General features: G+C 40.9%; 25 protein-coding genes. 13 read left to right on the forward strand and 12 right to left on the reverse strand.

The genetic code is table 11. The features are described from left to right. The first annotated feature begins 3 nt into the window (after positions 1-3). Entirely contained in the window at positions 4-924 is a 921-nt protein-coding gene (gene hutG, locus F885_RS17595; protein ID WP_005204519.1) for a formimidoylglutamase, read from the forward strand. A gap of 32 nt (positions 925-956) precedes the next feature. Beyond that, positions 957-2,228 (forward strand): Glu/Leu/Phe/Val family dehydrogenase, encoded by a 1,272-nt coding sequence (locus F885_RS17590; protein WP_004654197.1) that lies wholly within the window; start codon positions 957-959, stop codon positions 2,226-2,228. An 82-nt stretch (positions 2,229-2,310) separates the two neighbouring features. Here the strand turns inward: F885_RS17590 and F885_RS17585 are convergent, their stop codons facing one another. Further along, positions 2,311-2,961: a hypothetical protein gene (locus F885_RS17585; RefSeq protein ID WP_005312999.1), complete on the reverse strand. Its 651-nt coding sequence runs from the start codon at positions 2,959-2,961 to the stop codon at positions 2,311-2,313. Positions 2,962-3,034: 73 nt separating this feature from the next. Between F885_RS17585 and F885_RS17580 the strand changes: the two genes are divergently transcribed. The 4 genes from F885_RS17580 to F885_RS17565 all read left to right on the forward strand — a co-directional run bounded on the left by F885_RS17580 (position 3,035) and on the right by F885_RS17565 (position 5,801). Beyond that, the gene (locus F885_RS17580) at positions 3,035-3,394 is read left to right on the forward strand and encodes a hypothetical protein (RefSeq protein ID WP_005313002.1); all 360 of its coding nucleotides are present in this window, start codon (positions 3,035-3,037) and stop codon (positions 3,392-3,394) included. Position 3,395: 1 nt separating this feature from the next. Continuing rightward, on the forward strand, positions 3,396-4,808 hold the full coding sequence (locus F885_RS17575) for a hypothetical protein (RefSeq protein ID WP_005313005.1): 1,413 nt from the start codon (positions 3,396-3,398) through the stop codon (positions 4,806-4,808). Beyond that, positions 4,805-5,239 carry a hypothetical protein gene (locus F885_RS17570; RefSeq protein WP_005313008.1) on the forward strand — a complete coding sequence of 145 codons (435 nt, stop codon included), beginning with the start codon at positions 4,805-4,807 and terminating at the stop codon, positions 5,237-5,239. Before F885_RS17575 ends, F885_RS17570 begins: the two co-directional genes overlap by 4 nt. Positions 5,240-5,363: 124 nt before the next feature. Next, positions 5,364-5,801, forward strand: a complete 438-nt coding sequence (locus tag F885_RS17565; protein ID WP_005313011.1) for a hypothetical protein — start codon at positions 5,364-5,366, stop codon at positions 5,799-5,801. Between the two features lie 113 nt (positions 5,802-5,914). On the opposite strand, the gene F885_RS17560 is transcribed toward F885_RS17565, so the two are convergent. Then, entirely contained in the window at positions 5,915-6,742 is an 828-nt protein-coding gene (locus F885_RS17560) for an SDR family oxidoreductase (RefSeq protein WP_005313014.1), read from the reverse strand. Between the two features lie 36 nt (positions 6,743-6,778). Further along, on the reverse strand, positions 6,779-7,495 hold the full coding sequence (locus tag F885_RS17555) for an enoyl-CoA hydratase/isomerase family protein (protein ID WP_005313018.1): 717 nt from the start codon (positions 7,493-7,495) through the stop codon (positions 6,779-6,781). A 119-nt stretch (positions 7,496-7,614) separates the two neighbouring features. Between F885_RS17555 and F885_RS17550 the strand changes: the two genes are divergently transcribed. Further along, positions 7,615-8,697: a helix-turn-helix transcriptional regulator gene (locus F885_RS17550; protein ID WP_005313021.1), complete on the forward strand. Its 1,083-nt coding sequence runs from the start codon at positions 7,615-7,617 to the stop codon at positions 8,695-8,697. On the opposite strand, the gene F885_RS17545 is transcribed toward F885_RS17550, so the two are convergent. From F885_RS17545 to F885_RS17535, 4 genes are read right to left on the reverse strand one after another with little or no spacing between them, the layout of a single operon-like run. Then, a complete protein-coding gene (locus tag F885_RS17545; protein WP_032858906.1) occupies positions 8,658-10,088 on the reverse strand; it encodes an aminotransferase-like domain-containing protein in 1,431 nt (476 codons plus the stop codon). The genes F885_RS17550 and F885_RS17545 overlap by 40 nt on opposite strands. A gap of 60 nt (positions 10,089-10,148) precedes the next feature. Continuing rightward, positions 10,149-10,271, reverse strand: a complete 123-nt coding sequence (locus F885_RS21330; RefSeq protein WP_005154018.1) for a hypothetical protein — start codon at positions 10,269-10,271, stop codon at positions 10,149-10,151. 13 nt (positions 10,272-10,284) lie between these two features. Then, complete coding sequence (cydB, locus tag F885_RS17540; protein WP_005313028.1) at positions 10,285-11,289, reverse strand: cytochrome d ubiquinol oxidase subunit II; 1,005 nt, start codon at positions 11,287-11,289, stop codon at positions 10,285-10,287. Further along, positions 11,282-12,727: a cytochrome ubiquinol oxidase subunit I gene (locus tag F885_RS17535; RefSeq protein WP_005313030.1), complete on the reverse strand. Its 1,446-nt coding sequence runs from the start codon at positions 12,725-12,727 to the stop codon at positions 11,282-11,284. Before F885_RS17535 ends, cydB begins: the two co-directional genes overlap by 8 nt. A 363-nt stretch (positions 12,728-13,090) precedes the next feature. Here F885_RS17535 and F885_RS17530 point away from each other — a divergent pair, with 363 nt between their 5' ends. The 5 genes from F885_RS17530 (at position 13,091) to F885_RS17515 (ending at position 18,601) form a co-directional block, all read left to right on the forward strand. Further along, positions 13,091-13,909 carry a hypothetical protein gene (locus tag F885_RS17530; protein WP_017402353.1) on the forward strand — a complete coding sequence of 273 codons (819 nt, stop codon included), beginning with the start codon at positions 13,091-13,093 and terminating at the stop codon, positions 13,907-13,909. Positions 13,910-13,952: 43 nt separating this feature from the next. Next, the gene (locus F885_RS20985) at positions 13,953-14,126 is read left to right on the forward strand and encodes a cbb3-type cytochrome oxidase assembly protein (protein ID WP_005204510.1); all 174 of its coding nucleotides are present in this window, start codon (positions 13,953-13,955) and stop codon (positions 14,124-14,126) included. Positions 14,127-14,349: 223 nt separating this feature from the next. Then, positions 14,350-16,758, forward strand: coding sequence for an FdhF/YdeP family oxidoreductase (locus F885_RS17525; RefSeq protein ID WP_171068189.1), 2,409 nt, complete (start codon positions 14,350-14,352; stop codon positions 16,756-16,758). Positions 16,759-16,787: 29 nt separating this feature from the next. Then, on the forward strand, positions 16,788-17,576 hold the full coding sequence (fdhD, locus tag F885_RS17520) for a formate dehydrogenase accessory sulfurtransferase FdhD (RefSeq protein ID WP_032858907.1): 789 nt from the start codon (positions 16,788-16,790) through the stop codon (positions 17,574-17,576). An 83-nt stretch (positions 17,577-17,659) separates the two neighbouring features. Next, complete coding sequence (locus F885_RS17515; protein ID WP_005313041.1) at positions 17,660-18,601, forward strand: Dyp-type peroxidase; 942 nt, start codon at positions 17,660-17,662, stop codon at positions 18,599-18,601. A gap of 44 nt (positions 18,602-18,645) precedes the next feature. On the opposite strand, the gene F885_RS17510 is transcribed toward F885_RS17515, so the two are convergent. The 4 genes from F885_RS17510 to F885_RS17495 form a co-directional block, all read right to left on the reverse strand. Beyond that, the gene (locus tag F885_RS17510) at positions 18,646-19,041 is read right to left on the reverse strand and encodes an acyl-CoA thioesterase (RefSeq protein ID WP_005204501.1); all 396 of its coding nucleotides are present in this window, start codon (positions 19,039-19,041) and stop codon (positions 18,646-18,648) included. A gap of 85 nt (positions 19,042-19,126) precedes the next feature. Continuing rightward, positions 19,127-20,527, reverse strand: a complete 1,401-nt coding sequence (gene adeC / locus F885_RS17505) for an AdeC/AdeK/OprM family multidrug efflux complex outer membrane factor (protein ID WP_005313045.1) — start codon at positions 20,525-20,527, stop codon at positions 19,127-19,129. A 79-nt stretch (positions 20,528-20,606) separates the two neighbouring features. Next, positions 20,607-23,717, reverse strand: a complete 3,111-nt coding sequence (locus tag F885_RS17500) for an efflux RND transporter permease subunit (protein WP_005313048.1) — start codon at positions 23,715-23,717, stop codon at positions 20,607-20,609. Then, positions 23,717-24,862 (reverse strand): efflux RND transporter periplasmic adaptor subunit, encoded by a 1,146-nt coding sequence (locus F885_RS17495; protein ID WP_005313051.1) that lies wholly within the window; start codon positions 24,860-24,862, stop codon positions 23,717-23,719. The genes F885_RS17500 and F885_RS17495 overlap by 1 nt, the downstream gene beginning before the upstream one ends. 143 nt (positions 24,863-25,005) lie before the next feature. Between F885_RS17495 and adeR the strand changes: the two genes are divergently transcribed. Then, positions 25,006-25,734 (forward strand): efflux system response regulator transcription factor AdeR, encoded by a 729-nt coding sequence (gene adeR, locus F885_RS17490; RefSeq protein WP_005313054.1) that lies wholly within the window; start codon positions 25,006-25,008, stop codon positions 25,732-25,734. Between the two features lie 23 nt (positions 25,735-25,757). Here adeR and F885_RS17485 read toward each other — a convergent pair whose 3' ends face one another. Then, on the reverse strand, positions 25,758-26,030 hold the full coding sequence (locus tag F885_RS17485; protein WP_005313056.1) for a transporter suffix domain-containing protein: 273 nt from the start codon (positions 26,028-26,030) through the stop codon (positions 25,758-25,760). Positions 26,031-26,057 lie beyond the last annotated feature (27 nt).

Here is a 26,057-nt window from a genome sequence, read left to right on the forward strand (position 1 = left end):
ATAATGAATCATTCATTTACATGGCAGGGGCGTAAAGATGGTGAGGGTGCTGAACACTTAAGGATTCACCAAGTCGTCAATACCACACCACGAGCTGATTATGCCTTGATTGGCTTTAGCTCGGATGAGGGCGTTAAGCGTAACAAAGGGCGCTTGGGTGCAGCAGATGCACCTGACAGTATTCGTGCGCAATTGGCTAATTTACCTGTGCATCAACCAGTCACGATTACCGATATTGGCACTGTGGTATGTGACGGCTCCAAACTGGAACAAGCACAGGCTGAATTGGCTGAACAAGTTGAAAGAAGCCTCAAACAGGGCATGAAGCCGATTGTGTTAGGCGGTGGCCATGAGGTGGCTTTTGGTAGCTTCTCAGGTCTGTTTCAATATCTGCAAAATCATGAGCCGAATAAGAAGATCGGCATCATCAATTTCGATGCACATTTCGACTTGCGTGAAGCTGAACAGGTGACTTCTGGCACACCTTTTTTAAATGCAGCAAAACTGTCTGAACAGCATCAACAAGAATTTAATTATTTGTGCATTGGCGTAGCGAAACATTCAAACACCAAGGTTTTATTTGAAACCGCAGATCGGCTGAATTGTACTTATATTTACGATTATGAGTTGCAGCAACAAAATGTTGAAACTTTAATCGAAAAGTTGACAGCTTTTACCGGAAAAGTTGACTATTTGTATATTACAGTTGATCTTGATGTATTTAGTGCTAGCATTGCGCCAGGTGTAAGCGCACCTGCGGTTAAAGGGATTGATTTATCTGTCTTTGACCCATTACTAGAGGCCATTAAGGAAACCGGAAAGATTAAAGTTTTTGATGTGGCGGAATGTAATCCACGGTTTGATTTGGATAGTAGAACTGCCAAATTAGCCGCTTATATAATTTTTAACTACATATTTGATTGATGGATCATGTGAATTCATCAAAAGGTTAAAACATGTCTAATTTATCTTATGTCTCTCAAAATGACGGTCCATGGGCAACTTATCTTGAACAGATCGAGCGTGTTGCTCCATATCTAGATGGTTTAGAAGACTATGTGGACACATTGAAGCGCCCAAAACGTGCTTTGATTGTCGACGTGCCAATTGTTATGGACGATGGCACAATTCGTCATTTTGAAGGTTATCGTGTACAACACAACTTGTCACGTGGTCCGGGTAAAGGCGGTATTCGCTATCACCCAGATGTAGATTTAAATGAAGTAATGGCTCTTTCAGCATGGATGACAATTAAAACTGCGGTGGTAAATTTACCATTCGGCGGTGCAAAAGGTGGCATCCGTGTTGACCCGCGTCAACTTTCACCACGTGAATTAGAACGTTTAACACGTCGCTATACCAGTGAAATCAGCCATATCATTGGCCCACAAAAAGATATTCCTGCACCAGACGTGGGTACTAATCCAAACGTGATGGGTTGGATCATGGATACCTATTCATCTGGTCAAGGTCATACAGTGACTGGTGTTGTAACAGGTAAACCGGTACACCTCGGTGGTTCTCTTGGTCGTATTAAAGCAACAGGCCGTGGTGTATTTATCACAGGTCAACAAGTTGCTGAAAAAATCAAATTACCTTTAGACGGTGCGAAAATTGCGGTTCAAGGTTTTGGTAACGTCGGTAGCGAAGCTGCATATTTGTTTGCAGACTCGAAATCGATCATTGTGACGATTCAAGATCACACCGGTACGATTTTCAACCCTGAAGGGATCGATCTTGCTGCATTAAAAACTCACATGGAAACTCATCAAGGTGTGGGGGGCTTTGCTGGTGCGCAAGTGATCAGTGATGAAGAGTTCTGGAATGTAGAGATGGACATTTTGATCCCTGCTGCATTGGAAAGCCAAATCACAGTTGAACGTGCTCAAAAATTAACTGCGAAGTTAGTGCTTGAAGGCGCGAACGGCCCAACATTCCCTGAAGCGGATGATGTTTTGGTTCAACGTGGTATCACTGTTGTTCCTGATGTGATCTGTAATGCAGGTGGTGTAACCGTATCTTACTTTGAATGGGTTCAAGATATGTCGAGCTACTTCTGGTCTGAAGAAGAAATTAATGAAAGACTGGATAAGTTGATGATTCAAGCCATTAACGATGTATGGCACAAATCAAGCGAAAAAGAATGTACTTTACGTACAGCAGCCTTCATTTTAGGTTGTGAGCGTATCTTAAAAGCACGTAAAGAGCGTGGTATTTTCCCAGGCTAATTTTAGCTGTGCTTTTGAAACGACCTTAAGGTGTAAACTTTAAGGTCGTTTTTTTATTGTTCAGTGCTTCTTTGATTTTAGATCATTCTTGATTCACTGATACTGTACTTGGAGTACTAATATATTCATGTAAATAATCATCCTTTGTTTGAAAAAATATATCAAAACTCGCACTCATCATCTGATCTATTTGGGCTTGTTTTTTAAATATTGTTTTTAACTGTTCGAGATAATAATTTATCCATTCATTTTTATTATTAAAATAGTAACAAGGTTTTAGATTGGCATATAATGTTTTTAATTCAGTCCTAATATGTAAAATATCTGGATTGAAGAACCATAATATAATTTCATTGACTTGGAATTTTTCTAAGCGATATTCATCATTCTTGTTTGGCTGTATTGTATAAAGCTGAGCCCCTGATGGTGTGCTCTTGGAATACATTATTTTTGTCGTTGTTATTTGGAAGTGTTTTGCTTCTAATTCTCTCATAAGCATTGATATTTTAAGACATTTTGGTAGGTCTTTGATATTCGATTTTGATAACTTTATAAAGAATTCAACTGCACGAGATATAACAGTCATTTCACCCGAACCCACTATAATCCCATTTTTCCATGCATATAGTTTAGGTGTTTGATCTGAATGAATTTTATAATCAACGGTTGAACTTCTATTATCTGTAGCAACAATAATACTGTCTTGTAATTGAATGGCTATAATAAAAGTCATACGATGAATTTTAACTGTGGTAGATAATATTATTGTATTATTTTGGAGAGTTGTGTCAAATAAAGGGATGTTTATGGCTGGTGGGTCTCAAATAATTATTAATACAGATGGAATTACTTTTATTACCCCTGCAAAATTTGAAGCAAAAGCAGGGCAACATAAATTCGTTGGTGGGCAGAAGGTTTCTGTTCAACTTCCCAGATTAGCTGTGGTGGATCAACCCTATATTCTTCAATATTTGGTGAAGAATAAAGACAACATTCCATTGGCAAATAAGCCGTATCTCATGATTGACCAAGCGGGAAATTTGCAAAAAGGTATCACAAGCGCCGAGGGTTTAATGAAACTCACGACAACACCGTCAGCTCAAAATTTGATTACGCATGTAATGGTGAGTGAAGTGGAAGAAGCACAAGAAGCGGGAGAAGAATAGTATGGCAACACATTATTCCCGATTGCAATTTAAGCTCAAGCCGCCCTTACAATTTAAAGATTTCAGCTTTCAGTTCTTGGTTGTGAACCGAGAACTTGGCAAGACTGTTTTTAAAGACGAGGGAAATTTTGACGATCATGGTTTTGGCAAATGGTTTCATATCTATCAACCCAATCGATTGTTGATGTATAAAATTAAATATCGTGGTGAGGTCATCAAAACTGTTACAGCCAAAGCATATCCTGAGCCCAATAAGTGGAGTCTATTTGAGTTTAAAACGACTGTTGAAGCAACAGTAAAAGCTAAGGAAAATATAAAAGAAATCCAGATTCATGATGGTGAAGTTGCATGGTATCTCATTAAAAAAGCTGAACCCGTGATGACGTGGTCACAGCGTATTTTTAAAAAACCATTGAGTGCAAAAGACTGGGAAATTTTAAAGGCAAATAACCCGCATTTATCTAACCTCGTTTCCATGGGGGTTTTACAGCCTGGGCAGGTGGTCATTATTGCGAATTCAACCACGGCGAAGGAATTATCTGAATATAAAAAACAGGCACAACAAGCCCAACAAAATCTGGAGCAAATGAAAAAGGATAAAGATTTTGATGCCGAATTTTTTGCTCAGAATTATGAATTTTTCTATGATGCACTATTACGCGAAAATACAAAAATTGTTGGAAAAAAAGTATTAAATGACAATGAACATCCTTTAACCATCTTATTTGATCAAGATGAAAAGAAGGACAGTTTTTTTGAGCAGAAAATGGCGGCTGATGCAGCTTTAGTGATGGTGGAAGGGCAAGCAACTCGAATATATCGAATTCATGGTGAACTTGCACAAAAATTTGCGGAAGAAAGAGCCAGCGGTTCAGGGCTTGCAAATCCGAAAAATTTTGCCAGATTCAAACAAAAATACGCCAGCCTATATAATCAGCTAGATCAGGAATCGGTAAAAAGGTTTTTAAGATGGGATCAATCGATTCGAACCAATAATATGCGTCGAATGCTGAGTCAATCTGCATTTGTAAGAGACAGTAGCTATCAAGGCGGGATTAAAGATTATGTGAAAAAAATGGGTGAAATTGGAAAATTTGCCAGTCAGTTGAAAATTGCAGGTTATATGTCGATTGCGGCGGATGTGGTTAGTTCTGGTGTTGCTGTTTATGAAGCAGCACCAGAGGATAAGGCGAGAACCACAGTTGTTGAGACAACTAAAGTTGGGGTTGGAATTGGTTTTGGGATTGGAACGGGAGTATTAATTGTAGGTTTAGCCACAGGAGGGGCTGGGTTAGTTGTTATTGGGATTGTTGCTGCTTCAGCGATGGTAGCAGGAAAAGCCACAACAGAACTTGCAGGTCATTTTGCTGGAAAATCCTATGATTTAATTGAGAGGACAATGGAAAATAAATGATAGATTTTATTGTCAAATTATATAAAGCTGAGCCATCAACGTTTGTGGGAATGATCGGTTTATTATTTTTTATCTTACTATGGGTGTTTTTTGTAAGTCTTTATGTTTATACAAATATTTATATAAAAGAAATATGTGGAATTGTATATAAGGATGAGAAAAAATTTAAAAGATTGATGGAGCCATTTGATTTTTTTTATCTAAGTATGTTACCCAGTGCATATTGGAGGGAAATATTAAATTTAAAGTTTGATACCTCATTTAAAGCTTTATATGGAAATAATGTATACCAAAGAATAGATGATTCCCAATTAATGGAATTGCTGAAAAACTATCCTTTTTTCTTTTTTCTTCACTATTTTTTTATATTATCAGGAATTTTAGGTACATTGCTTCTTTTTTTTGCTTACTTCTTAGAGAAATACTTGTAAGTATGAACTCTCAATCCTTTAGAAGTTACTAGATTTATTGTTCATAAAAGAAAGAGTACATGGAGGTGCTGGATGCAAGTGTAGGTGAAGCCTATGACTATATTGATGGCGTTAGGAATAAATAATGTTGGGAATTTTATTGTCCATGTCTAAAGATAGACCAGGTTTATTTATTAGCTTAATAGGTCTGTTTTTCTTTTTGTTATTATGGATATTCTTCATAAGTCTTTATATTTATAGCAACATTTATATAAAAGAAATATGTAAAATTGTATATAAGGATGAGAAAAAATTTAAAAGATTGATGGAGCCATTTGATTTTTTTTATTTAAGTATGTTACCTAGTGCATATTGGAGGGAAATACTAAATATAAAGTTTGATACCTCTTTTAAAGCCCGTTATGGAAATAATGTATATCAAAAAATAGGTGACTCTCAGTTAAATGAATTATTGAAGAGCTCTCCAGTGTTTTTCTACCTTCATTATTTGGTTATTTTGTCAGGAATTCTCGGTACATGTCTTCTACTCTTGGGTGTAGGATTAGAGAAGTATATTTTTTAAATAAATTTTAGAGTTCTTTCTATGAAGTTGCATTAGAGAATACTCACTTACTTTAGCTGTGCTTTTGAAACGACCTTAAGGTGTAAACTTTAAGGTCGTTTTTTATTGCTGAATCAATCCAGAAAGAAATCTTTTTGTAGCTGGGTGTTGCCACTGACACAGGCATACTGAGCGAAATCAGTGATCCCGATCCGTGCCAGTGCTTGTTCATCTGTGAGGCTTTGTCCCGTTAGTTCACCTTTGACCGTACTGTAAATTGCAAAAGCAGCGTCCGCCATGATCTCCGGTTTACGACTCAATTGACGCGTATTTTCCTCACCTAAGTTCTTCGACACTGCTGCTGTAGCGATATAGGTTTCAGGCCATAGCGTATTACATGAAATACCATAGTGACGAAATTCTTCTGCCATACCCAAAGTTAGGATTGTCATACCATATTTAGACAAGGCATAAGGCGAGAGCATCCCCAACCATTTTGGTGACATATTCACAGGTGGCGATAAGCTTAAAATATGCGGATGTTCAGCTTGTTTGAGATAGGGTAAGACAGCCTGCGTACAAATAAAGGTTGCACGGTGATTAATGCTTTGGATCAGGTCATATTGTTTTAATGAAGTGGCTTCGACACCCGTGAGCGCAATCGCACCTGCATTATTTATTAATACATCAATACCACCAAAGTTTTTGGCTGCTTGTTGCATGGCGGCATGGATCTGCTGTTCATCTCGTACATCTAACAGTAAGGGCAGTGCTTTGCCGCCAGCAGCTTCAATCTCTTCGGCGACGCTATAAATCGTGCCAGTTAATTTGGCTGTTTCCACTTCAGTTTTTGCCGCAATGACAACATTTGCCCCAGCTTGAGCTGCTTTCAGCGCAATGGCTCTGCCAATTCCGCGGCTGCCACCCGTAATAAAAATGGTTTTTCCTTGCATATTACTCATGTCGATGTCCTATATTTAATTTTTATCAATATGTCGTTAAATCATAAAAGGATGTGCAAATTTTTCTGGATTGTAGAGTTGTCGCTGTTTGGCAATCTCAACAATACGATGGCGCAACTGACGTTTGATCACGGCGTAGGTTAGACGATGCTTTTGTGACATTTCTTCTGCAAACTTAAAGACTTCAGCATTTAATGATTCGGCAGGATGAAGCTGGTGAACCACATGTGCGTCTAAGCACTCAATCCCAGTCATAGATTTGCCTGTTAAGGACATTTCCCAAATGGCATGTTGATTAGGAAGGAGTTGCACAATTTCTGCAATACAGTCGGTAAAAGGAATGGTCAGTTTGACTTCAGGAAAGCAAAAACGTCCTTTATCTGCTCGCATCAAGCGAAAATCACATGCAGATGCCAAGATTGCACCACCTGCATAAGCATTGCCATTAATTTCCGCAATGACAGGGAGGTTAAGCAAGGCCAAGCGTAGCAGCATATTTTCCAGTTGCGTGGTAAAAGCTTTTTTATCTTGCATGGATTGCTGCATTAACCAAGCGAGGTCTAAGCCATTGCAAAATGTTTTAGGATGGTCGCTTTGAATGACTAGGCAAGCATTATGCGAATGACGCTCGATTTCATCAAAGATCTCGATATATTCATTCAGCACATCTTGATTTAAGACATTGTCCTGATCGCCATTGGTTAAGGTGAGAACATAAATTGACTGCTGTTGATCAAGCGTCATGGTGGTCATTGAAGCGCTTCCTCATTCTGCGATGGTTGATTGATTGCAGTCATTATTTCGAATAAAACACTCGCACAATAGGTGTGACTATGCCATATTGATGATCATTTTAGGACAGTGGATGTGCGATGCGAGATCCTTTTGGATTGTTTCAAGAAACCATCTCGGTTTCTTATGCACATCTATTATTAGAAATTGTGCATGATTATGCGATTGATATTGAAACAGTTTTATCTGGCACAGGATTAGTGCTGACAGAAATGAAACAAGCCGATGCCAAAATGAGTGCCCATCAATGGTCAAAGCTGGTGGTCAATGCTTTAAGGCTGACGGGGAATCCACGGCTTGGGATTGAATATGGTTTTAAATTACGTCCCACTTCACATGGAGCCTTAGGTTTTGCATTTCTGAGCTGTACGGATGTTGAAACTGCATTAACGCTGTGCCAGCAGTATTTCTGTACACGAATCCAGAACTTCACCCCTGAATCGTACATAGATGCAGACTTTGTCTATGTCTATTTGGATGGTGTACATCCTGTTAAATTTGGCAATGAGCAGCAATCTGATCAATTACGGCAGTTTATGATTGAAAGTTTGTTATTTGGGGCGATTCATTTTTTAGCTTTGTTTTCTGAAAACATTGTTGAACGTTGTGAGGTCTTTGTTGATTGGGCTGATGCACAGAATTATAAAAGTATCGATTTATCTCAGATCAAGATTCATTTTAACCAGCAACGCAATGGCCTGCGTTTTCCCAAGCAATATCTGCATTGTAAAAATCCCAATGCTGATCAAGTCGCATTCCAGCAGGCATTATTGTATTGCGAAAATGACAAATTGAAATTACTCAAAGAATCGGCACGCGACCTGCAGAAAAGTATTCGTTCTGAGTTGCTGTATAAAGCTGGTAATACATATCCGACATTAGCGTTGATTGCACAGCGATTGAATATGTCTGAACGAACCATCAAGCGACATTTACAGGCACAAGGAACTACTTTTTTACAGATTTTGGCTGAGGTACGTTTTAGTCAAGCCAAAAAGTTACTGCAACAGCCACAATATAGTATTCAGGATGTTGCAGCTCTGGTGGGGTATGAAGAAGCCACTAATTTTATTCGCGCCTTTAAAAAAATGTTTGGGCAAACACCGAGTCAGTATCGGAAAAGCTATTTGTCCAAGGCCGATTCATCCGACATCGCCAACTGAACCGTTTCAATAAAGCGTTCTAGCGAATGCTGAATCTGTTCGGTCCATTCGAAGGAACAATTCATACGAATAAAATGTTGATGTGAGGGCAACACATTAAATAAAGGGCTTGGCGCAACTCCGATCTGATGTTGAATAAGCTGCTCATAGATTTGCATACTGCTGACTTTGTCTGGTAACTGAATCCAGAGAAAATAGCCACTTGGATAGTTATAGACCTTACAGTCTTTCGGTAGATGTTGTTTGAGATATTGAAAGAATTGTTTTTTATTCTTTTCCAGAGCCCGTCTAAGCGTTCTTAGATGCTTTTCATAATGATGATGGGAGAGAAACTCCACCAGCGCATTCTGGATCAGCGCATTGGCTGAAATGGTGCTCATCAATTGCAAATGCTGAATATGTTCGGAAAATTTGCCAGCATAGACCCATCCCATACGGAACCCTGAACCCAAGGTTTTGGAAAAAGAAGAGCAGTGCAACACCAGATTCTGTTGATCAAAATACTTCATGGGTAGCGGCTTTTGATTGCCATAAAACAGTTCTTCATAAACATCATCTTCAATCAAATGAATTTGATGTTCATGCAACAGCTTGGCAATTTTATATTTGATCTCATCGCTGACGGTAAAGCCAATCGGGTTATGTGCGTTCAACATAAACCAGCACACTTTGATCGGATAGTTTTTAATGACTTGTTCAAAAGCTTCGATATCAAAGCCATGTTGTGGATGTTCTGGGAGGGTAATCACCTTGAGCCCCAAACGTTCAGCTGCCTGCCATGCGCCATAGAAGATAGTTTGCTGCAATAAAATATAATCGCCTGGTTGAGTAATCGCTTGCAGGGAGAGATTTAAAGCTTCTAAACCACCAGATGTAATGACAATGTCATCTGCATCGGTTGGAATCCCTTGCATACAATAGCGTTGAGCAATGAGTTTTCTGAGTGCTAAATTCCCAGGCGGTAGGTTGGTGGTTTGATCATAACTATGGCGATTGCGGGAAAGTTGTCCCATGATCTGAATCAGTTTGGGTGGATAGAGTAACTGACTATCTGGAAATGCAGAGCCTAGTGGGCTGACCTGTTTGGATTGGATCGATTTCAGGTATTTAAACACCAAGGAGTTAATTTCAATTTTGGGGTTTAAAGAGACCACCGAATAAGCTTGTGGAATTTGGATATTATTTTGCTCTGCGACAAAATAACCTGACTTTTCTTTGGAATAAATCAATCCTTGCGCTTCCAGTTCTTGGTAAGCGTTCATCACGGTAATTAAGCTAAACCCTGATCGTTGTACTTGCTCACGTAAAGAAGGAAGTTTGCTGTGCGGCTGCCATGATCCATTTTCAATGAGAAGTTTCAGGTTGTGCGCTAATTGTTCTGATTTATACATAAAGTAAAGTGAATCCATCTTGATGGAACAGCTTGGTATGCAAGCTGCTCCATCTCTTTTTTAATAAGCAAACATCAATAGCAGTCTAAAGAGACCTGCAATGATGGCGAGTGCAAAAAAACCAACTAACCATAAGATTATAAACCATTGCGTTTGGCTTAAATGCAGAGATTTAATTTTCATGCAAAGCTGCTCCTTAGTGATAACCCGTATCTCCAACCCGTACTTTATCTCTAAACACCCAGTACGATAGGATGGTATAGGCGATAATGATCGGGATCAGAATTACCGCACCAACCAATGCAAATTTCTGACTAGAATGTGGTGCTGCTGCTTCCCAAATCGTGACCGATGGTGGAATGATATTCGGCCAGAGGCTGATCACAAATCCAGTAAAGGCCAAGAACACGAGTGCCAAGGTATAAATAAAAGGTTTAAAGTCCTGACGCTGTTTACATGCTTTTAAAATCAAGAATGTAAATAGCAGTACTAAGATGGGCACAGGGCTAAAATACAGCAGATTCGGCAAGGCAAACCAACGCGCTGCAATTTCAGGATGGGTCAGTGGGGTATAGAGACTGACACCTGCAAAAACCACAAATAGCAGCATGATCAGTTTAGGCATCAGTGCATACATCTGATCTCGTAGCTCATGGTCGGTTTTCATAATCAACCAGCCACAACCGAGCGCTGCATACATGGCAACCACACCCAGTCCGGTAAATAAGGCGAAAGGAGTGAACCAATCTAAACCTGAACCTGAAAAAATACCATTGGTGGTTTGGATGCCCTGAATATAAGCACCTAGAATTACGCCTTGCAGGAAGCTGGATAGAATTGAACCCCAGATAAAGGCTTGATCCCATAAATGTTTGGTGCGATTGGCCTTAAAACGAAACTCAAAGGCAACGCCACGGAAAATCAATGCAATCACCATCAAGGTAATCGGCATATATAAGGCTGAAAGAACGGTTGAATAGACCAATGGGAAGGCCGCAAACAAACCTGCACCACCAAGCACCATCCATGTTTCATTACCATCCCAGACCGGTGCGACAGTATTCATCATCACATCACGTTCTTCACGGCTTTTGATGAAAGGGAACAGAATGCCAATACCGAGATCAAAACCATCCAGAATGACATAGATCAGAACACCAAGACCGATAATACCGACCCAAATCAGAGATAAATCAATCATGGTGCTTCTCCTTGTTTGGGTCTTGCTGATCAATGCTTTCATCGACCGCACTTAAAGGACGCATTGGGGTTTTGAAGTGTCCATGGCCGGCTGGCTCAAGATCAATCGCTTCAATAAACTCAGGACCTTTTTTCAGTAGTTTCAGCATGTAATAAATACCGCTACCAAACACGATGGCATAGACCACCACGAAAATGATCAAACTGATACCGACTTGATCGGCAGTTACTGTATGCGACAAACCATCTTTGGTACGCATCACCCCATAAATTACCCAAGGTTGACGGCCAACTTCGGTGGTGACCCATCCCGCCAGTAAGGCGACATAGCCTGTAGGCCCCATGACAAAAGCGAATTTATGAAACCAAGATGAACCATAAAGCTTGCCTTTTTTACGCAGCCATAAGGCAATAAATGAAAGCAGTACCATTAACATGCCAAGTCCGACCATGACACGGAAACTCCAAAACACAATGGTTGAGTTTGGTCGGTCTTCTGGGGCGAAGTCTTTTAAGCCTTTGACTGTACCATCCATAGAATGAGTCAAAATCAGACTGCCTAGATTTGGAATAGCAATTGCATATTTGGTACGTTCTTCTTGCATATCTGGAATGCCAAATAAGTACAGTGGCATTCCTTCATCATAATTGGTCTCCCAATGACCTTCCATTGCGGCCAATTTTGCCGGCTGATGCTTCAAGGTATTTAAGCCATGATTATCACCAATCACCACTTGCAAGCAGGAAGTGACCAGCACCATCCAAAGCCCCATTGAAAATGATTTTTTGATCAGTTCATCACGACGGCCTTTGATCAGATGCCATGCAGCAGTACCCACCACCAGTAAGGAAGACACTAAAAATGCAGCAGCGGCCATATGCGCAAAGCGATAAGGGAAGGAGGGATTAAATACGATCGCCCACCAATCGGTTGGCACAATAATGCCATTCTCGATCGCAAAACCTTGCGGCGTCTGCATCCAACTGTTGGAGGATAGAATCCAGAACATGGAAATACAGGTGCCGATGGCAACCATCAAGGTGGCAAAGAAATGGGCTTTGGGGCTGACTCGTCCCCAACCAAACAGCATGATGCCCAAGAAGCCCGCTTCCAAGAAGAAAGCACTCAATACTTCATAAGTGAGCAAAGGGCCAGTCACGCTTCCCGCAATACGGGAAAATTCACTCCAGTTGGTACCAAACTGGTAGCTCATCACCACGCCAGATACCACACCCATCCCAAAGGCCACGGCAAAGATTTTGATCCAGAATTTGAATAAATCTTTATAAATGGGGTTTTGAGTACGCAGCCATTTCCATTCCAGCATGGCCAGAAAACAGGCGAGACCAATCGAGGTGGCGGGAAAGATAATGTGAAATGAAACAGTAAATGCAAACTGTATTCGGGCTAATTCTAAAGCAGTGAGACCGAGATCCATATATCCTCTCCTATAACAGACCAGCAAAAGCAGTCGCTAGGAAAATGTGAAAGAATGGACTTAAATGTTTGAAAATAAGCAGAACCTGAAAAAGCTGTGGCTTGAATATTTAAAAGCGATTTAAGTTTTATTCATCATCTAATCTTCTGTTGTATATGAGTAGGTACAATTTCTTTTTGTTTTTTTATAACAGATGGGGTGTCCATAAATGATCTGTTATATTTTTTTAGCGAAACTCTGTAGCTATTCAGTTGTTTGTACCTGATTCAAAATAGCATCAAGCAACGATGCAGTGTGTTAAATATTGATCAAGCATTGTAAGTCGTTTGAATGACACTAATTCGGACTGAATGGCGTATGACTATGTTTATCACTAAAGAACTTAATGCGTTGACTCAGCTTTTTCAAAGCAAAGTCCCTTCGCAAGCAGTACAACAACAGCTAAGTCTTGAATATGTAAATCTTGAAGCAACCTTATTAAGAGGCAAGGTACTGAGAGATTTTTCTAAGGAGAAGGTCGCTTATATTGCTCAAGCTGAAATAGTGGAAAATGACAATAATCTCGCCTATTTATTTGCACCATTTATGATTGCCAATTTAAATCAGCCGGTGATTTATACCACGCCAGTCTCGTCCTCTGTACTTAAGATATTGAATCAATACTATCAAGCCGATAAAAGCGTCAATCTTAAAATCGAAGATGTGATTCATAGCCTAAAACTGTATATCGAGCTGGTCGATGATGCAAAAGCAGAGCAAGATTTTCTGTTCCGTTGTTTAGTCAAGGCACTGTGTCGTACAGATGTTTTTCATATTTTTTTGGTCACGCATTTATCCTTAGATCAGCAACAGATTCAGATCCTAGAAGAGTATTTTGATGTAAAAATTGATGTGATTGATGCTGATCGTAGGCCAAGCATGCTCAATGATGAATTGATTAATACGCGCAAACTGCTATTTAAAAACAAAGATGAAGCACATAAAAACCTGTGTACTTTGTTTTCCAGTCTTAATGCAAATCTAGTCGCGAAGATTGGTCAGTTTAGCCCAGCCCAAGCGGCTCATTTAATCGAGGATATGTTCTATTCGGAACATATTTTTGAAAAGTTATCGGTCTATGCCGAATACATGCAAACCCGTATTCAAAATGGCGCTAGTTTTAAGGCTTTATCCACCATGTAATTGTTATGAATTAAGTTTTAGTCTTTCAATAGGAGCAGAGCTCATGTCTCAACAGCAATCAAAATTCCCATACCTTGCGGTTGGAATCAGTATTTTATTGGGTTGTTTATTCTTAGTCTTTTTCTTTCTGGCTGTGAGCAACCAACCTGATTATATGCCGTCGCAACAGAAGCAAAATGCTGCTCATGTACAATCAACAGTTCAATCAAATAAATAACTATTTTTTAATCCGAAGCTTGTTTTTTCTCTCTTACTGGTGATCTTGAGCACTTGCCAGTAAGTTTTTTTTGTTTTGGGCTTGGTTGTAATTGTTAAAATCAAGAGAGATTTTAACGCTCTAATTGATCGAATGAGACAAATCAAGAATAGAAAAGAAGCACAATTCATGTTAATCCTATCTGTAGCAAATGTTAAAAAATAGCTCAGATGAGGGCAACATGATGGATAACTCAGAACAAACCATTCATAAGCAAGAAAATACCAGTTTTGCCAGAATTGAACCCTATACCCAACCCGCAGGTGGATGGGGCGCATTACTGAGTGTCGCCCGAAACCTAAAAAGGCAAGATATTTTAAAAAAAGGTTCAATCACCTTACTCAATATTAATCAGCCGACTGGTTTTGACTGTCCGGGCTGTGCATGGCCTGAGAAGAAAGATGCGCATGCCTTTAACTTCTGTGAAAACGGTGCCAAGGCAGTGGCTTTCGAAGCAACCAGTAAAACGGTAACACCTGAATTTTTTGCACAGCATACCGTGAGCTGGCTCGCTGAACAGAATGATTTCTATCTGGAAGATTTGGGTCGTTTAACTGACCCGATGCGTTATGACCCAGTCTCGGATAAATATGTACCGATTTCTTGGGATGAAGCTTTTCAGTTGATTGCCAAACATCTACAGGCGCTTGATCATCCTGATCAAGCGGCATTTTATACCTCTGGTCGTGCCAGTAATGAAGCCGCTTTTTTGTACCAATTATTTGTCCGCAGTTTCGGCACCAATAATTTTCCAGACTGTTCCAATATGTGCCACGAAACCACCAGTGTTGGCTTAAAAGATGCGATTGGTTTAGGTAAGGGCACGGTTATTTTGGATGATTTTGATCAAGCAGATGCTATTTTTAGCTTTGGGCATAATCCAGGTACCAACCATCCACGGATGTTGGCAACCTTAAGAGAGGTTTCGCGTCGTGGTGGTAATATTGTTGCCATTAATCCTATTAAAGAGCGTGGTTTAGAGCGTTTTCAAGACCCACAAGCGCCGCTAGAAATGATGACCAATGGCAGTACTCCAATTAGTCGTTATTACTTCCAGCCCAAAATTGGAGGGGATTATGCCCTGATGTTTGGGGTGATGAAGCATTTACTGGAATGGGATAAAAAGGCGCTTGCGAAAGGAAAAGCAAGCGTTTTTGATCGTAACTTCATTGAAATGAATACCATTGGTTTTGATGAGATGCTGGCGGAGATAGATCGTACTGAATGGTCTGAAATTCATAAACATACTGGACTTTCACCTGAGCATTTAGAATCAATTGCCAAGATGTATCTGGATGCAAAAACTGCTATTTTTTGTTGGGGGATGGGTATTACCCAACACCGTCATGGTACAGCCAATATTCATATGTTGGCGAACTTGATGCTGGCACGAGGACATATTGGTCGTCCAGGGGCTGGTCTTTGTCCAGTGCGTGGACACAGTAATGTGCAAGGTGACCGAACCATGGGAATTAATGAAAACCCAAGTGAAGCCTTGCTAGATAGTATTGATCGGGTATTTGGCATCAAGTCACCGCGTAAACATGGTTTTGGTGTGGTGGATACCATTAAGGCGATGTATGAAGGTGATGTAAAAGTCTTTATTGGTTTGGGCGGAAACTTTGCGGTCGCAACGCCTGATACACCTTATACCCAAGAAGCATTACGCCGTTGTAATTTAACTGTCAACATTACCACCAAGTTGAATCGTAGCCATCTGGTCTGTGGCAAAGATGCGTTGATGCTACCTTGCTTAGGGCGTACTGAAGTAGATATGCAAGTGCATGGCGCACAAGCAATTTCGGTGGAAGATTCGATGTCGAATGTGCATCTTTCAGCAGGACGTAATCCACCGATTTCTGAAAATATCTTGTCTGAACCCGATATTGTGGCGCGTATGGCGGAAGCCGCTCTACCTGAGAGTAAGGTGAAATGGCGTTGGTATATCGAAAGTTATGACCGTATTCGTGATTCGATTGCCGAGGTTTTTGATGAATTTCATGATTTCAATCAACGAGTTTATCAACCAAGTGGTTTCCATTTAGAACATCCTGCCAATCAGCATGTCTGGAATACACCAAGTGGTAAAGCCCAGTTTTTGATTACACCACTGGCCGAAGTTTACGAAGACAAAGAAAACCAATATGCAGCCGCTTATAGTGAACAGCAGGTTTATACCTTGATGACCACTCGTTCGCATGACCAGTACAACACCACTTTATATGGTTTGGATGACCGTTATCGCGGTGTATTCGGGCAACGCCGTGTGTTGTTTATGAATCAAACAGATATTGATGCAGCGGGCTTTGAAGCAGACCAATGGGTTGATATTGAGAGTGTATTCTCGGATGGTGTGAAACGGATTGTACATAGTTTCCGTATTGTGCCATATAACATTCCACAAGGCAGTCTAGCGGCTTATTATCCAGAAACCAATCCATTGGTGGCTTTGGGTAGTCATGATAAATACGCCAAAATTCCAGCGTCTAAAAGCATACCTGTGATTTTGCATGCAGGTAATGCACCAGCACATTTTAATTTGAATGTTGAAGTTGACCCTGAGCATGCTAATGAACGCGTCAGTAGTGCATAGCTCGAATCAGTGATGCAAATGAGGTAAGTGTGGATACAAAAACACGAGGTTATGAAACGATGCAAGTGCATCGTTTCCATCGCGATGTCTCTGAAAATGAACTGGATTATATTGTCCAAGAGTATCCTGTTGCCTTAATTTATAATGGTATTTCACATGCCGTGATGATGGCAACACCATCGGATATTGAGGTCTTTGCCAAAGGTTTTAGTCTCTCGGAAGGGATATTACAAAGTTTAAGCGAGTTGTATTCACTCGATATTCGTCAAAATGAATTGGGGGTTGAAGTGGACATGACCATTTCATCCCGTGCTTTCATGGCTTTAAAAGAGCATCGACGTATGATGGTCGGGCGTACAGGTTGTGGCTTATGTGGTATTGAAAGTCTAAAGCAACTCTATGCAAATCTACCTGCGGTGAGTACCCACGTTTCTTCGACATGGTTAAGCCAAATTCCAAATGCGATTGCTCAATTAAAAGTCAGACAAAAAATCAGTGAACTCACTGGTGGAGCACACGCCGCAGCATGGGTCGTGAAAGGGCAAATCGTAGCGTTATTTGAAGATGTTGGTCGGCACAATGCCTTGGATAAATTATTAGGTTACTTGGCTGAACAGAAAATGAATGTTGCAGATGGTTTTGTGGTGATGACCAGCCGTGCCAGTTATGAGCTGATTCGTAAATGTGCGCAATACAATATTGGTCTATTGGCGACCATTTCGGCACCCACCAGTATGGCAATTGAGATGGCAAAACAATTAAATCTCACATTAGCCAGTTTTTGCCGTGGTGAGAGCTTTGTTTTATATACCGAATAATGGTAAAAATTTGTGATTTGTCTGATCTCTAATGCATTGATTTGTGTAGGATATGAGCATTAAGTTTTTTATTCCCAAATATTATGAATACACCTTTAAGACCTCAGCCTGTGATCAATAATCTTTCAGGTGAAAATGCTTTATTTATCGTACTCGGAATCAATAGCAATCCTGATCATTCAGGTGTAATTGATTTTCTTGCGAATTTTTCCGCATTGGTACGCAGTCTGACCAATCGTTTTCCGAATAGTCATTTTAGTGCTTCGGTGGGAATTGGCTCAAATGCTTGGGATTTACTTTTTCCTGATTTAAATAAGCCGAAAGAACTTGCGCCATTTCAAGAGATCAAAGGGCCACGGCATACTGCGGTCGCAACAACAGGCGATTTATTCTTTCATATTCGCGCCAATCAAATGGCAATTTGCTATGAACTTGCCTCAATTTTGCATGAGCAATTAAAAGAAGATACCTACCCAATTAGCGAGACCAAAGGTTTTAGATACTTTGATGGTCGTGCCATTCTTGGTTTTGTGGATGGTACAGAGAATCCTGAGCATGAAATTGCCAAAGAAATTGCCTATGTTGGTTCGGAAGATGCTGAATTTCTTGGCGGCAGTTATGTGTTTATCCAAAAATATCTGCATAACATGGAGATGTGGAAAGGGCTGACCACAGAACAGCAGGAGAAAGTGATTGGTCGTAAAAAGTATGATGATGTGGAGCTAGGGGATGATGTCAAGCCGCTCAATGCCCATAACGTTGTCAGTAAAGCCCATGATGCAGAGGGCAATGAGTTGAAAATTCTCAGAGCCAATATGCCGTTTTCAAATCCGTCCGAGGGGGAATACGGTACTTTCTTTATCGGTTATTCACGCTCTTTTAATATCACCAAAACCATGCTTGAAAATATGTTCCTTGGCAAGGAAAATGGTCATGTCGACCGCCTACTTGATTTTAGTACCGCTGTTTCAGGTAGCCTATTCTTTGTACCGACCTTTGATTTTCTCGAAGATTTAGGCGAATAAGTTTAATCCGCTGAAATCAATCGGTTTATTTCAGCGGAAAATCTTTATTGGCTTATCAGATATTGTTGCAACGGGTCACGGAATTGATCTGGAATACGACCTGATTTTTGCGTGCTGAAATCAAAATACACCTGAACCGCTTTGCCACGTGCAACGCAGTGCTCATTTTGCCAAGCTTCATGCGCCACAATAAAAGAAGAATTGCCGATATGCTCAATCCATGTTTTGATTTCGATATCCGCGCCGTAATAGATTTGTGCAACAAAATCAACTTCAACCCGAGCGAGAATCAAAGGTAGATTTTTGATTTCCATACTTGGGTTGAATAAGCGAAAAACAGGTTCACGTGCAGTTTCAAACCAGCCTGTAATGACAGTATTGTTGATATGTCCAAAAGCATCGGTTTCATAGAATCTGGGTGTAATCGAAAGTGTAAACATAGATCAACTGTTATTTTTCATTTAAAGCTCAATACTATAAGGGCTGAATATGTAAAAATCAGCCCCCAATAACAGACTTAAGCGTTTATGAATGCTGAGATAATCCACCGCCTAAAGCTTTATACAATTCAATCTGATTATTCAACTTGGTTTGTTCAAGCATCAGTAAGCCTTGTTGTGCTGCATAAGCAGAACGTTGTGCATCCAACACGGTCAGATAACTATCAATCCCCGCTCTAAATCGAGCCGTGGATAATTTATAAGTGGTTTCAGTGGCAGAGACCAAACGGCGTTGTGCCGCTAAACGCTCGTCAATATGGGCATGTGCAGCCAACGCATCATTGACCTCACGAAAAGCGGATTGAATGGCTTTTTCATAATCTGCCAGTGTAATTTGTTGTTCAGTTTCTGAAATTTTAATATTGGCTTTACGCGTCCCCCAATCGAAAATAGGCAGGTCGATACTTGGTCCAACTGACCAAGCAAAGCCACCTGATTTAAATAAATCTTTAAGTTCGGTTGAGGCATAGCCAGCTGAACCTGTCAGGCTAATCGTAGGGAACATACGTGCTTTGGCTGCGCCAATATTGGCTCCAGCAGCACGTAATTGATATTCAGTCGCTTTGAGGTCGGGGCGGTTATTCAGTAAATCACTACTTAAACCAGTTGCAAATGTGGTTTCAGTACTAATCATTTTTACAGCTTGATTCGGTAAGAGCTGCTGAGGAACATTTTGTCCAGCCAGTAAATTGAGTAAGTTTTGAGCCTGCGACACTTGGGTTTTATAGGCGGCAACATCATTTCGTGCAGTCTCAACTGAAATTTGTGCCTGACGCAGTGGAACCTCGCTATCAATACCGACATCAAAACGTTTTTTGTTCAGGTTATAGGAATCAAGTTGTGCTTTTAAGGTTTGTTCTGCAAGATTAAGGTTGGCCTGAGCAAAGGCATAATCCAACCAAGCTTGCGAGACTTGACTGACTAAACTGATCTGAGTGGCTTCTCTGGCACTTTGGGTCGCAAAGTAATTATTTAAGGCCGCATCTTTTAAACTTTGTACACGACCCCAAAAGTCTAACTCATAAGCCGTCATCCCTAGACCGACTTGAAAAGTTGAATAAGGATTGCTTGGGTTCGCAGATGGATTCACCTGTCGAACAGCACTGGCATTTGCCCCAATAGTAGGTAACTGGTCATTTTTGCTGATTTGATATTGCTGTTGGGCACGCTGAATATTCAGTGTTGCAGTACGTAAATCACGGTTGTGATTTAAACTGATTTCAATTACTTGTAATAAGCGCGGGTCAGAAAAAAATTGTTGATAACCTTGATTGGCAATCGAATTTCCAGTTGTGGTTTGAGAAAAATTTTGTGGAATATCCGATTTGATCACAGGTTTTGGTGCCTGCAGATTCATACATGCAGTTAAGGCAATCGAAAGCGTAGAGACTAGCAGGCCACGAGATAAGACAGTCGCTTTAGACATGGTCTTCTCCAAATAAGATGAGGATAGATACTGAGGAGGAGTCAGAGGAAACCCATTGATTCCCTCTGCTCTATGTCATTTAAGATGGATTTTTTTGTTTCGAGGAAAACAGCTTTTCAACTGCACCCAGAATGAAAATAAAGAACACTGGGACAAAGAAAATTGCCAGAATCGTCGCTGAAATCATGCCGCCAAATACACCTGTACCTAAGGCATGCTGGGTTTCTGAACTGGCACCAGAAGCGATGACCAATGGAATCACACCACAAGTAAAGGCAAGTGAGGTCATCAGGATCGGGCGTAAACGGAGTTTTGCTGCAGCAACAGTGGCTTCAATTAAACTCATACCTTCTTCTTTCAGCATCTTGGCAAATTCGACAATCAGGATCGCATTCTTGGCGGATAAACCAATAATGGTAATCAGACCAATTTTAAAGAATACATCGTTCATCATACCTCGGGACATAATCGCCACAATCGCACCGAAAATACCGAGTGGCACCACCAGCATCACGGAAAGGGGAATGGCCCAACTTTCATAAAGCGCTGCCAAGACCAAGAACACGACAAGCATTGATAACGCCAGCAGAAAGGCCATCTGAGATTCAGATTGTTTTTCCTGTAAGGAAATACCTGTCCATTCATAACCGATGCCTTTTGGCAATTTAGCAATCAGGTTTTCCATTTCACGCATAGCATCGCCTGATGAGGTATCGAAATTCGGAATCCCTGCAATACTCAACGATGGGCGACCGTTATAGCGGTTATATTGCTGTGGTGCTTTATTCCACTGAGGTGTCACCACCTCAGACAGAGAAACCAATTGCCCATTTGAACCCATCACTTTCAGATTCAAAATATCTTTGAGTTGCATCCGTGATTTGGCATCGACCTGTACGATCACTTGTTGCATACGTCCCTGATTTGGAAAATCGTTGATATACATTGAACCCATTGACGTTGAAATGATGTCAGAAACGTCAGAGAACTTCACACCCAGAACATTCAATTTTGCACGGTCAATTTTTAAAGAAATATTGTCGCCTTGCGGTAAGCCTTCATTCCATACCATATAGAACTTTTTGTTCTTGGCGGCCATTTCCATGAGCTGGTCTTGGGCAGCTAAAAGTGCAGGCATACCCAAGTTGGCACGGTCTTGTAAGCGTAAGCTAAAGCCCGAAAAAGTCCCAAGTTCATCAATGGCAGGAGGTAATACCGCCATTGTTGCACCTTCTTTACTGTGTGCCATCGTGGCATTAACCGCATTGGTCATTTCAGTTGCTGTCGACGTACGGTCTTTAAAGTCGGTTAATGTGGTAAAAGCCACAGCCACGTTTTGACCTGCACCACTAAAGCCCCAACCCATGATGGTCGTGTTACTTTTAACATTTGGATTGTCTTTTAGACTGTTTTCAAATTCATTGACCACGCCTCGCGTTCTTTCAGCAGTGGCATCTGATGGTAACTGAAAAGACGTCAGGAACCAGCCTTGGTCTTCTTCTGGCATAAATGCTGTAGGCCAATACTTCATACCTGCAAAGGTAAGGCCGGTAATCACTACAAAGATCACCATCATTGGAATGGTATGTTTAATCACTTTAAGTAGGATCAACTCATACTTTTTAGTGACTTTATCAAAGCTGCGATCAAACCATGCAAAAAAGCCTTTCTTCTGATGATGGCCATCAATTGGTTTAAGAATTGTGGCACACAGTGCAGGGGTCAGGATCAATGCCAATAATGCTGAAAACAGAATTGAGACTGACATGGTTAAGGTAAATTGTTGGTAGATAATGCCGACCGAACCACTGGCAAAGGCCATCGGTAAGAACACCGCTGCCAAGACCAAGGTAATTCCAATAATCGGACTGGTAATTTCTTTCATAGCCTTGGAAGTTGCTTCTTTTGGAGGAAGTCCTTCAGTCGCCATAATTCGTTCAACGTTTTCGACCACCACAATCGCATCATCGACGATGATACCAATCGCAAGCACCATACCAAACATGGTCAGGACGTTAATCGAGAAACCTGCCAGTAGCATCACCGCAAATGTACCGAGTAATGCAATCGGTGCAACAATGGCTGGAATCAGGGTATAGCGAACATTATGCAAGAATAAATACATCACAATGAAAACCAGTACCATGGCTTCAAGTAAGGTATGAATCACTTTTTCAATCGAAATTTTGACAAAAGGTGCGGTGTCATAAGGAATACTGAAGTGCATGCCTTCAGGTAAATTCAGGTTTAATTCCTCAATTTTTGCTCTTACACCTTCAGCGGTTTTGACGGCATTGGCGCCTGGACTAAGCTGGATTGCGGCAGCAGTAGCAGGTTTGCCATCTTCTAAAATGGCAAAGTTATAGGCCTGTGAACCCATTTCAACTTCAGCCACATCAGAAAGTTTAATCACGCTACCGCTGGTTTTACTTTTTAGGCTGATATTTTTAAATTGTTCAACATCGCCTAATTGACCTTGTGCCGATAGTGGGACGGTAATCAATTGACCTTTTGCTGCAGGGAGATCACCTAATCGTCCTGGTGCGATCTCGACGTTATTTTCACGGATGGCATTATTAACGTCACTGATCGATAAACCATATGACACCAATTTATTGGGATCAACCCAAATACGCATGGCTTTTTCAGCACCGAAGGATTGAACTTTACCAACGCCTTCAACACGTTTAAGTTCTTCGACTACGTTACGAACTAGATAATCACTGAGATCAACTTCGGAATACTTTCCATTGGGTGAATTGATTCCGACCAACATCAAGAATCCCGATGACGATGCCTCAACTTGCAAGCCTTGTTGACGAACCACTTGCGGTAACCGTGCTTCAATGGCTTTGATTTTGTTTTGTACATCAACCTGTGCCATATCCACATCTGTACCCGGTTTAAAGGTCGCAGAAATCTCCGCAGTACCTGAGGTATCCGTAGTTGAGCTATAATACAGCAGGTTTTTTACCCCTGACATTTCACGCTCAATTAAGGTAACTACGCTGTCATTAATGGTCTTGGGTGTAGCACCTGGATAAGTCGCACTAATATTGACTTGTGGTGGTGCAACACTTGGAAAGCGGGCAATCGGCAATTTCGGAATACTGAGTACCCCAAATAAAATAATGAAAATCGCAATCACCCATGCGAAAACAGGGCGGCGAATGAAGAATTGTGACATCATCATTGAGCTCCTTGTGGTGCAGGTATTTTCCAGGTGCTTATTTCAAGTTTTTGATTCGGCTGAATACGATCAACACCTTCCACAACGATTTTGTCGCCTGTTTTAAGACCTTTATTGGCGATGTAAAATTGATCATATTGTTGTCCCAATTCAATCGGGCGAATATCTGCAGAACCTTTGGCATTGATCACATAAACTTGCGGGTCACCATTGATATTGCGTTGAATTGCTTGAGCAGGGACAAGCAAAGCTTGAGGCACTGAAGCGCGGTCGATATTGACGCGGACATACATGCCTGGGAGAAGTTTTCGTTCCGGATTCTGAACTTCAATACGAATAGTGACATCACCTGTTTCAGGATCAACATTAATGTCTTCAAATAGCATTTTGGCGGTGACGTTATACGCTTGACCATGGCTATTAGAAATGCGCACGGTTTTTTCATTATTGGCAGACAACTCACCGCTTTGTAGCGCAGCCTGCAAACGTTCGTATTCACTAATTGACTGTTTTACATCGACATAGACTTTATCGATCTGCTGTACCGTTGCCATAGTATTGGCATCACCTTGGCTGACCAATGCACCTTCAGTCACAAAAGATTGCCCAATACGGCCCGAAATCGGGGCACGAACAGTGGCATATTGAAGGTTTAGGTTTTGACGGGTAAGCAAAGCTTTCATTTGCGCAACATCTGCTAAGGCCTGACGATATTGAGCTTGTGCATTACTGACTTCTTGCTTACTGATCGCATTACTTGGAAGCAATTGCTCATAGCGTTCTAATTGAACTTTTAAACGAACCACTTCAGCTTCGGCCTTATTCAGAGAGGCCTGATTACTATTCACATCAGCCTGAAAAGTTTCCGCGTTAATTTTATAAAGTGCTTGACCTGCTTTAACTTCACTGCCTTGTTTAAATAGCACTTTTTCAATAATGCCACCGACTTGTGGGCGAATTTCAGCAGTTCGGAAAGCCTGTACCCGTGCTGGCAAGTTTTCGCTAAAGTTCACCGATTGCGGCTGAATATTTAAAACGCTCACTTTCGCAGGGGGTGTTTCTGCTGGCTTTGTCTCCTCAGAACCACAGCCTTGTAGCACAAGTCCGATAGATAAAAATAATGGAAGTAATAGATGCTTTTGCATTCTGTCCAAACCTTGGGAGTTTTTGATGCTGGCATTATTTTCGAACTTTGTGTAACGATCATCGCTGAAGTGTGGAAAAAGTGTGGAGATCAACAGATAAATCAGCGTATGATGAATCGATTGTTTTATTGATTTAGATGGTTATGTTTGAGCACTCTTTTTCTTTCGATTGCCATGACAAACTTATTCTTGTGGTAGAGGATGAGTATGATATTGGGGACATCATTGAGCACTATCTTAAGCGTGAAGGGATGCGCGTGATTCGTGCCATGAATGGTAAACAGGCGATTGAAATCCATGCTGCACAAACAATCGACCTGATAGTGTTGGATATTAAATTACCTGAACTGAATGGCTGGGAAGTATTAAGCAAAATTCGGCAAAAGACGCAAACCCCCGTGATTATGCTCACCGCATTGGATCAGGAAATTGATAAAGTCATGGCATTACGGATCGGTGCCGATGATTTTGTCGTCAAACCATTCAATCCGAATGAGGTGGTGGCGCGTGTTCAAGCGGTGCTGCGACGCGCTCAGCAAAGCCAGCAGGCACCCAATAAAAATCTAAGTTATAAAAATATTGAAATTAATACCGATATTCATAGTGTCTATATTCATCAGCAGCATAAGAAGGTGGTGCTGAATTTAACCCTGACTGAATATAAAATCTTGCTACAAATGATTGATCATCCTCATAAAGTCTTTACCCGAAGTGAACTGCTGAATCATTGCCTACCTGATAGTGATGCTTTAGAGCGCACCGTTGATAGCCACGTTAGTAAGCTCAGAAAAAAACTGGAAGAACACGGCTTGCAACAGATGTTGATTAACGTGCGTGGGGTCGGTTATCGCCTCGATCATCCTGTGGAATGAGCGTTTTTTGAAAGTTGATGGCTTTAATTTAAGCCATCCGATTTTTTGTTCTGCGACCTGAAGAATCTAAACAAGCGTTTAAATCCATTTTTAATCTTTGCCCAATACTCTTTTCCCAATAAGGCAATCACGATTAACAGTAGAATTTCACCCCCAATCGCCATTGCCGTCATGATCAACGCTTTATGCGGGATGTCTAAGAATGGAACGATAGGAAAGGCAAGCCAGTAAGCGATGACTATGGCCAAAAGCACGAAGCCTATTTTCTTGCGTAGATTGAGTTTTGGTTTTTGCATTTTGGTCACATCAATAAAATGTTGATG

Origin of the sequence: Acinetobacter higginsii (genome assembly GCF_000369845.1) — a bacterium.
Lineage (GTDB): Bacteria > Pseudomonadota > Gammaproteobacteria > Pseudomonadales > Moraxellaceae > Acinetobacter > Acinetobacter higginsii.

Coding starts and splice junctions, on each gene's coding strand:
- F885_RS17530 (WP_017402353.1), top strand. CDS start 13,091: ATGTTTATCACTAAAGAACTTAATGCGTTGACTCAGCTTTTTCAAAGC.
- F885_RS17580 (WP_005313002.1), top strand. CDS start 3,035: ATGGCTGGTGGGTCTCAAATAATTATTAATACAGATGGAATTACTTTT.
- F885_RS17565 (WP_005313011.1), top strand. CDS start 5,364: ATGTTGGGAATTTTATTGTCCATGTCTAAAGATAGACCAGGTTTATTT.
- F885_RS17535 (WP_005313030.1), bottom strand. CDS start 12,727: ATGGATCTCGGTCTCACTGCTTTAGAATTAGCCCGAATACAGTTTGCA.
- F885_RS17500 (WP_005313048.1), bottom strand. CDS start 23,717: ATGATGTCACAATTCTTCATTCGCCGCCCTGTTTTCGCATGGGTGATT.
- F885_RS17525 (WP_171068189.1), top strand. CDS start 14,350: ATGGATAACTCAGAACAAACCATTCATAAGCAAGAAAATACCAGTTTT.
- adeR (WP_005313054.1), top strand. CDS start 25,006: ATGTTTGAGCACTCTTTTTCTTTCGATTGCCATGACAAACTTATTCTT.
- F885_RS17545 (WP_032858906.1), bottom strand. CDS start 10,088: ATGTATAAATCAGAACAATTAGCGCACAACCTGAAACTTCTCATTGAA.
- F885_RS17510 (WP_005204501.1), bottom strand. CDS start 19,041: ATGTTTACACTTTCGATTACACCCAGATTCTATGAAACCGATGCTTTT.
- F885_RS17495 (WP_005313051.1), bottom strand. CDS start 24,862: ATGCAAAAGCATCTATTACTTCCATTATTTTTATCTATCGGACTTGTG.
- F885_RS21330 (WP_005154018.1), bottom strand. CDS start 10,271: ATGAAAATTAAATCTCTGCATTTAAGCCAAACGCAATGGTTTATAATC.
- F885_RS17570 (WP_005313008.1), top strand. CDS start 4,805: ATGATAGATTTTATTGTCAAATTATATAAAGCTGAGCCATCAACGTTT.
- F885_RS17585 (WP_005312999.1), bottom strand. CDS start 2,961: ATGACTTTTATTATAGCCATTCAATTACAAGACAGTATTATTGTTGCT.
- adeC (WP_005313045.1), bottom strand. CDS start 20,527: ATGTCTAAAGCGACTGTCTTATCTCGTGGCCTGCTAGTCTCTACGCTT.
- F885_RS17560 (WP_005313014.1), bottom strand. CDS start 6,742: ATGAGTAATATGCAAGGAAAAACCATTTTTATTACGGGTGGCAGCCGC.
- F885_RS17590 (WP_004654197.1), top strand. CDS start 957: ATGTCTAATTTATCTTATGTCTCTCAAAATGACGGTCCATGGGCAACT.
- F885_RS17485 (WP_005313056.1), bottom strand. CDS start 26,030: ATGCAAAAACCAAAACTCAATCTACGCAAGAAAATAGGCTTCGTGCTT.
- F885_RS17515 (WP_005313041.1), top strand. CDS start 17,660: ATGAATACACCTTTAAGACCTCAGCCTGTGATCAATAATCTTTCAGGT.
- F885_RS17575 (WP_005313005.1), top strand. CDS start 3,396: ATGGCAACACATTATTCCCGATTGCAATTTAAGCTCAAGCCGCCCTTA.
- F885_RS17550 (WP_005313021.1), top strand. CDS start 7,615: ATGCGAGATCCTTTTGGATTGTTTCAAGAAACCATCTCGGTTTCTTAT.
- hutG (WP_005204519.1), top strand. CDS start 4: ATGAATCATTCATTTACATGGCAGGGGCGTAAAGATGGTGAGGGTGCT.
- F885_RS17555 (WP_005313018.1), bottom strand. CDS start 7,495: ATGACCACCATGACGCTTGATCAACAGCAGTCAATTTATGTTCTCACC.
- cydB (WP_005313028.1), bottom strand. CDS start 11,289: ATGATTGATTTATCTCTGATTTGGGTCGGTATTATCGGTCTTGGTGTT.
- F885_RS20985 (WP_005204510.1), top strand. CDS start 13,953: ATGTCTCAACAGCAATCAAAATTCCCATACCTTGCGGTTGGAATCAGT.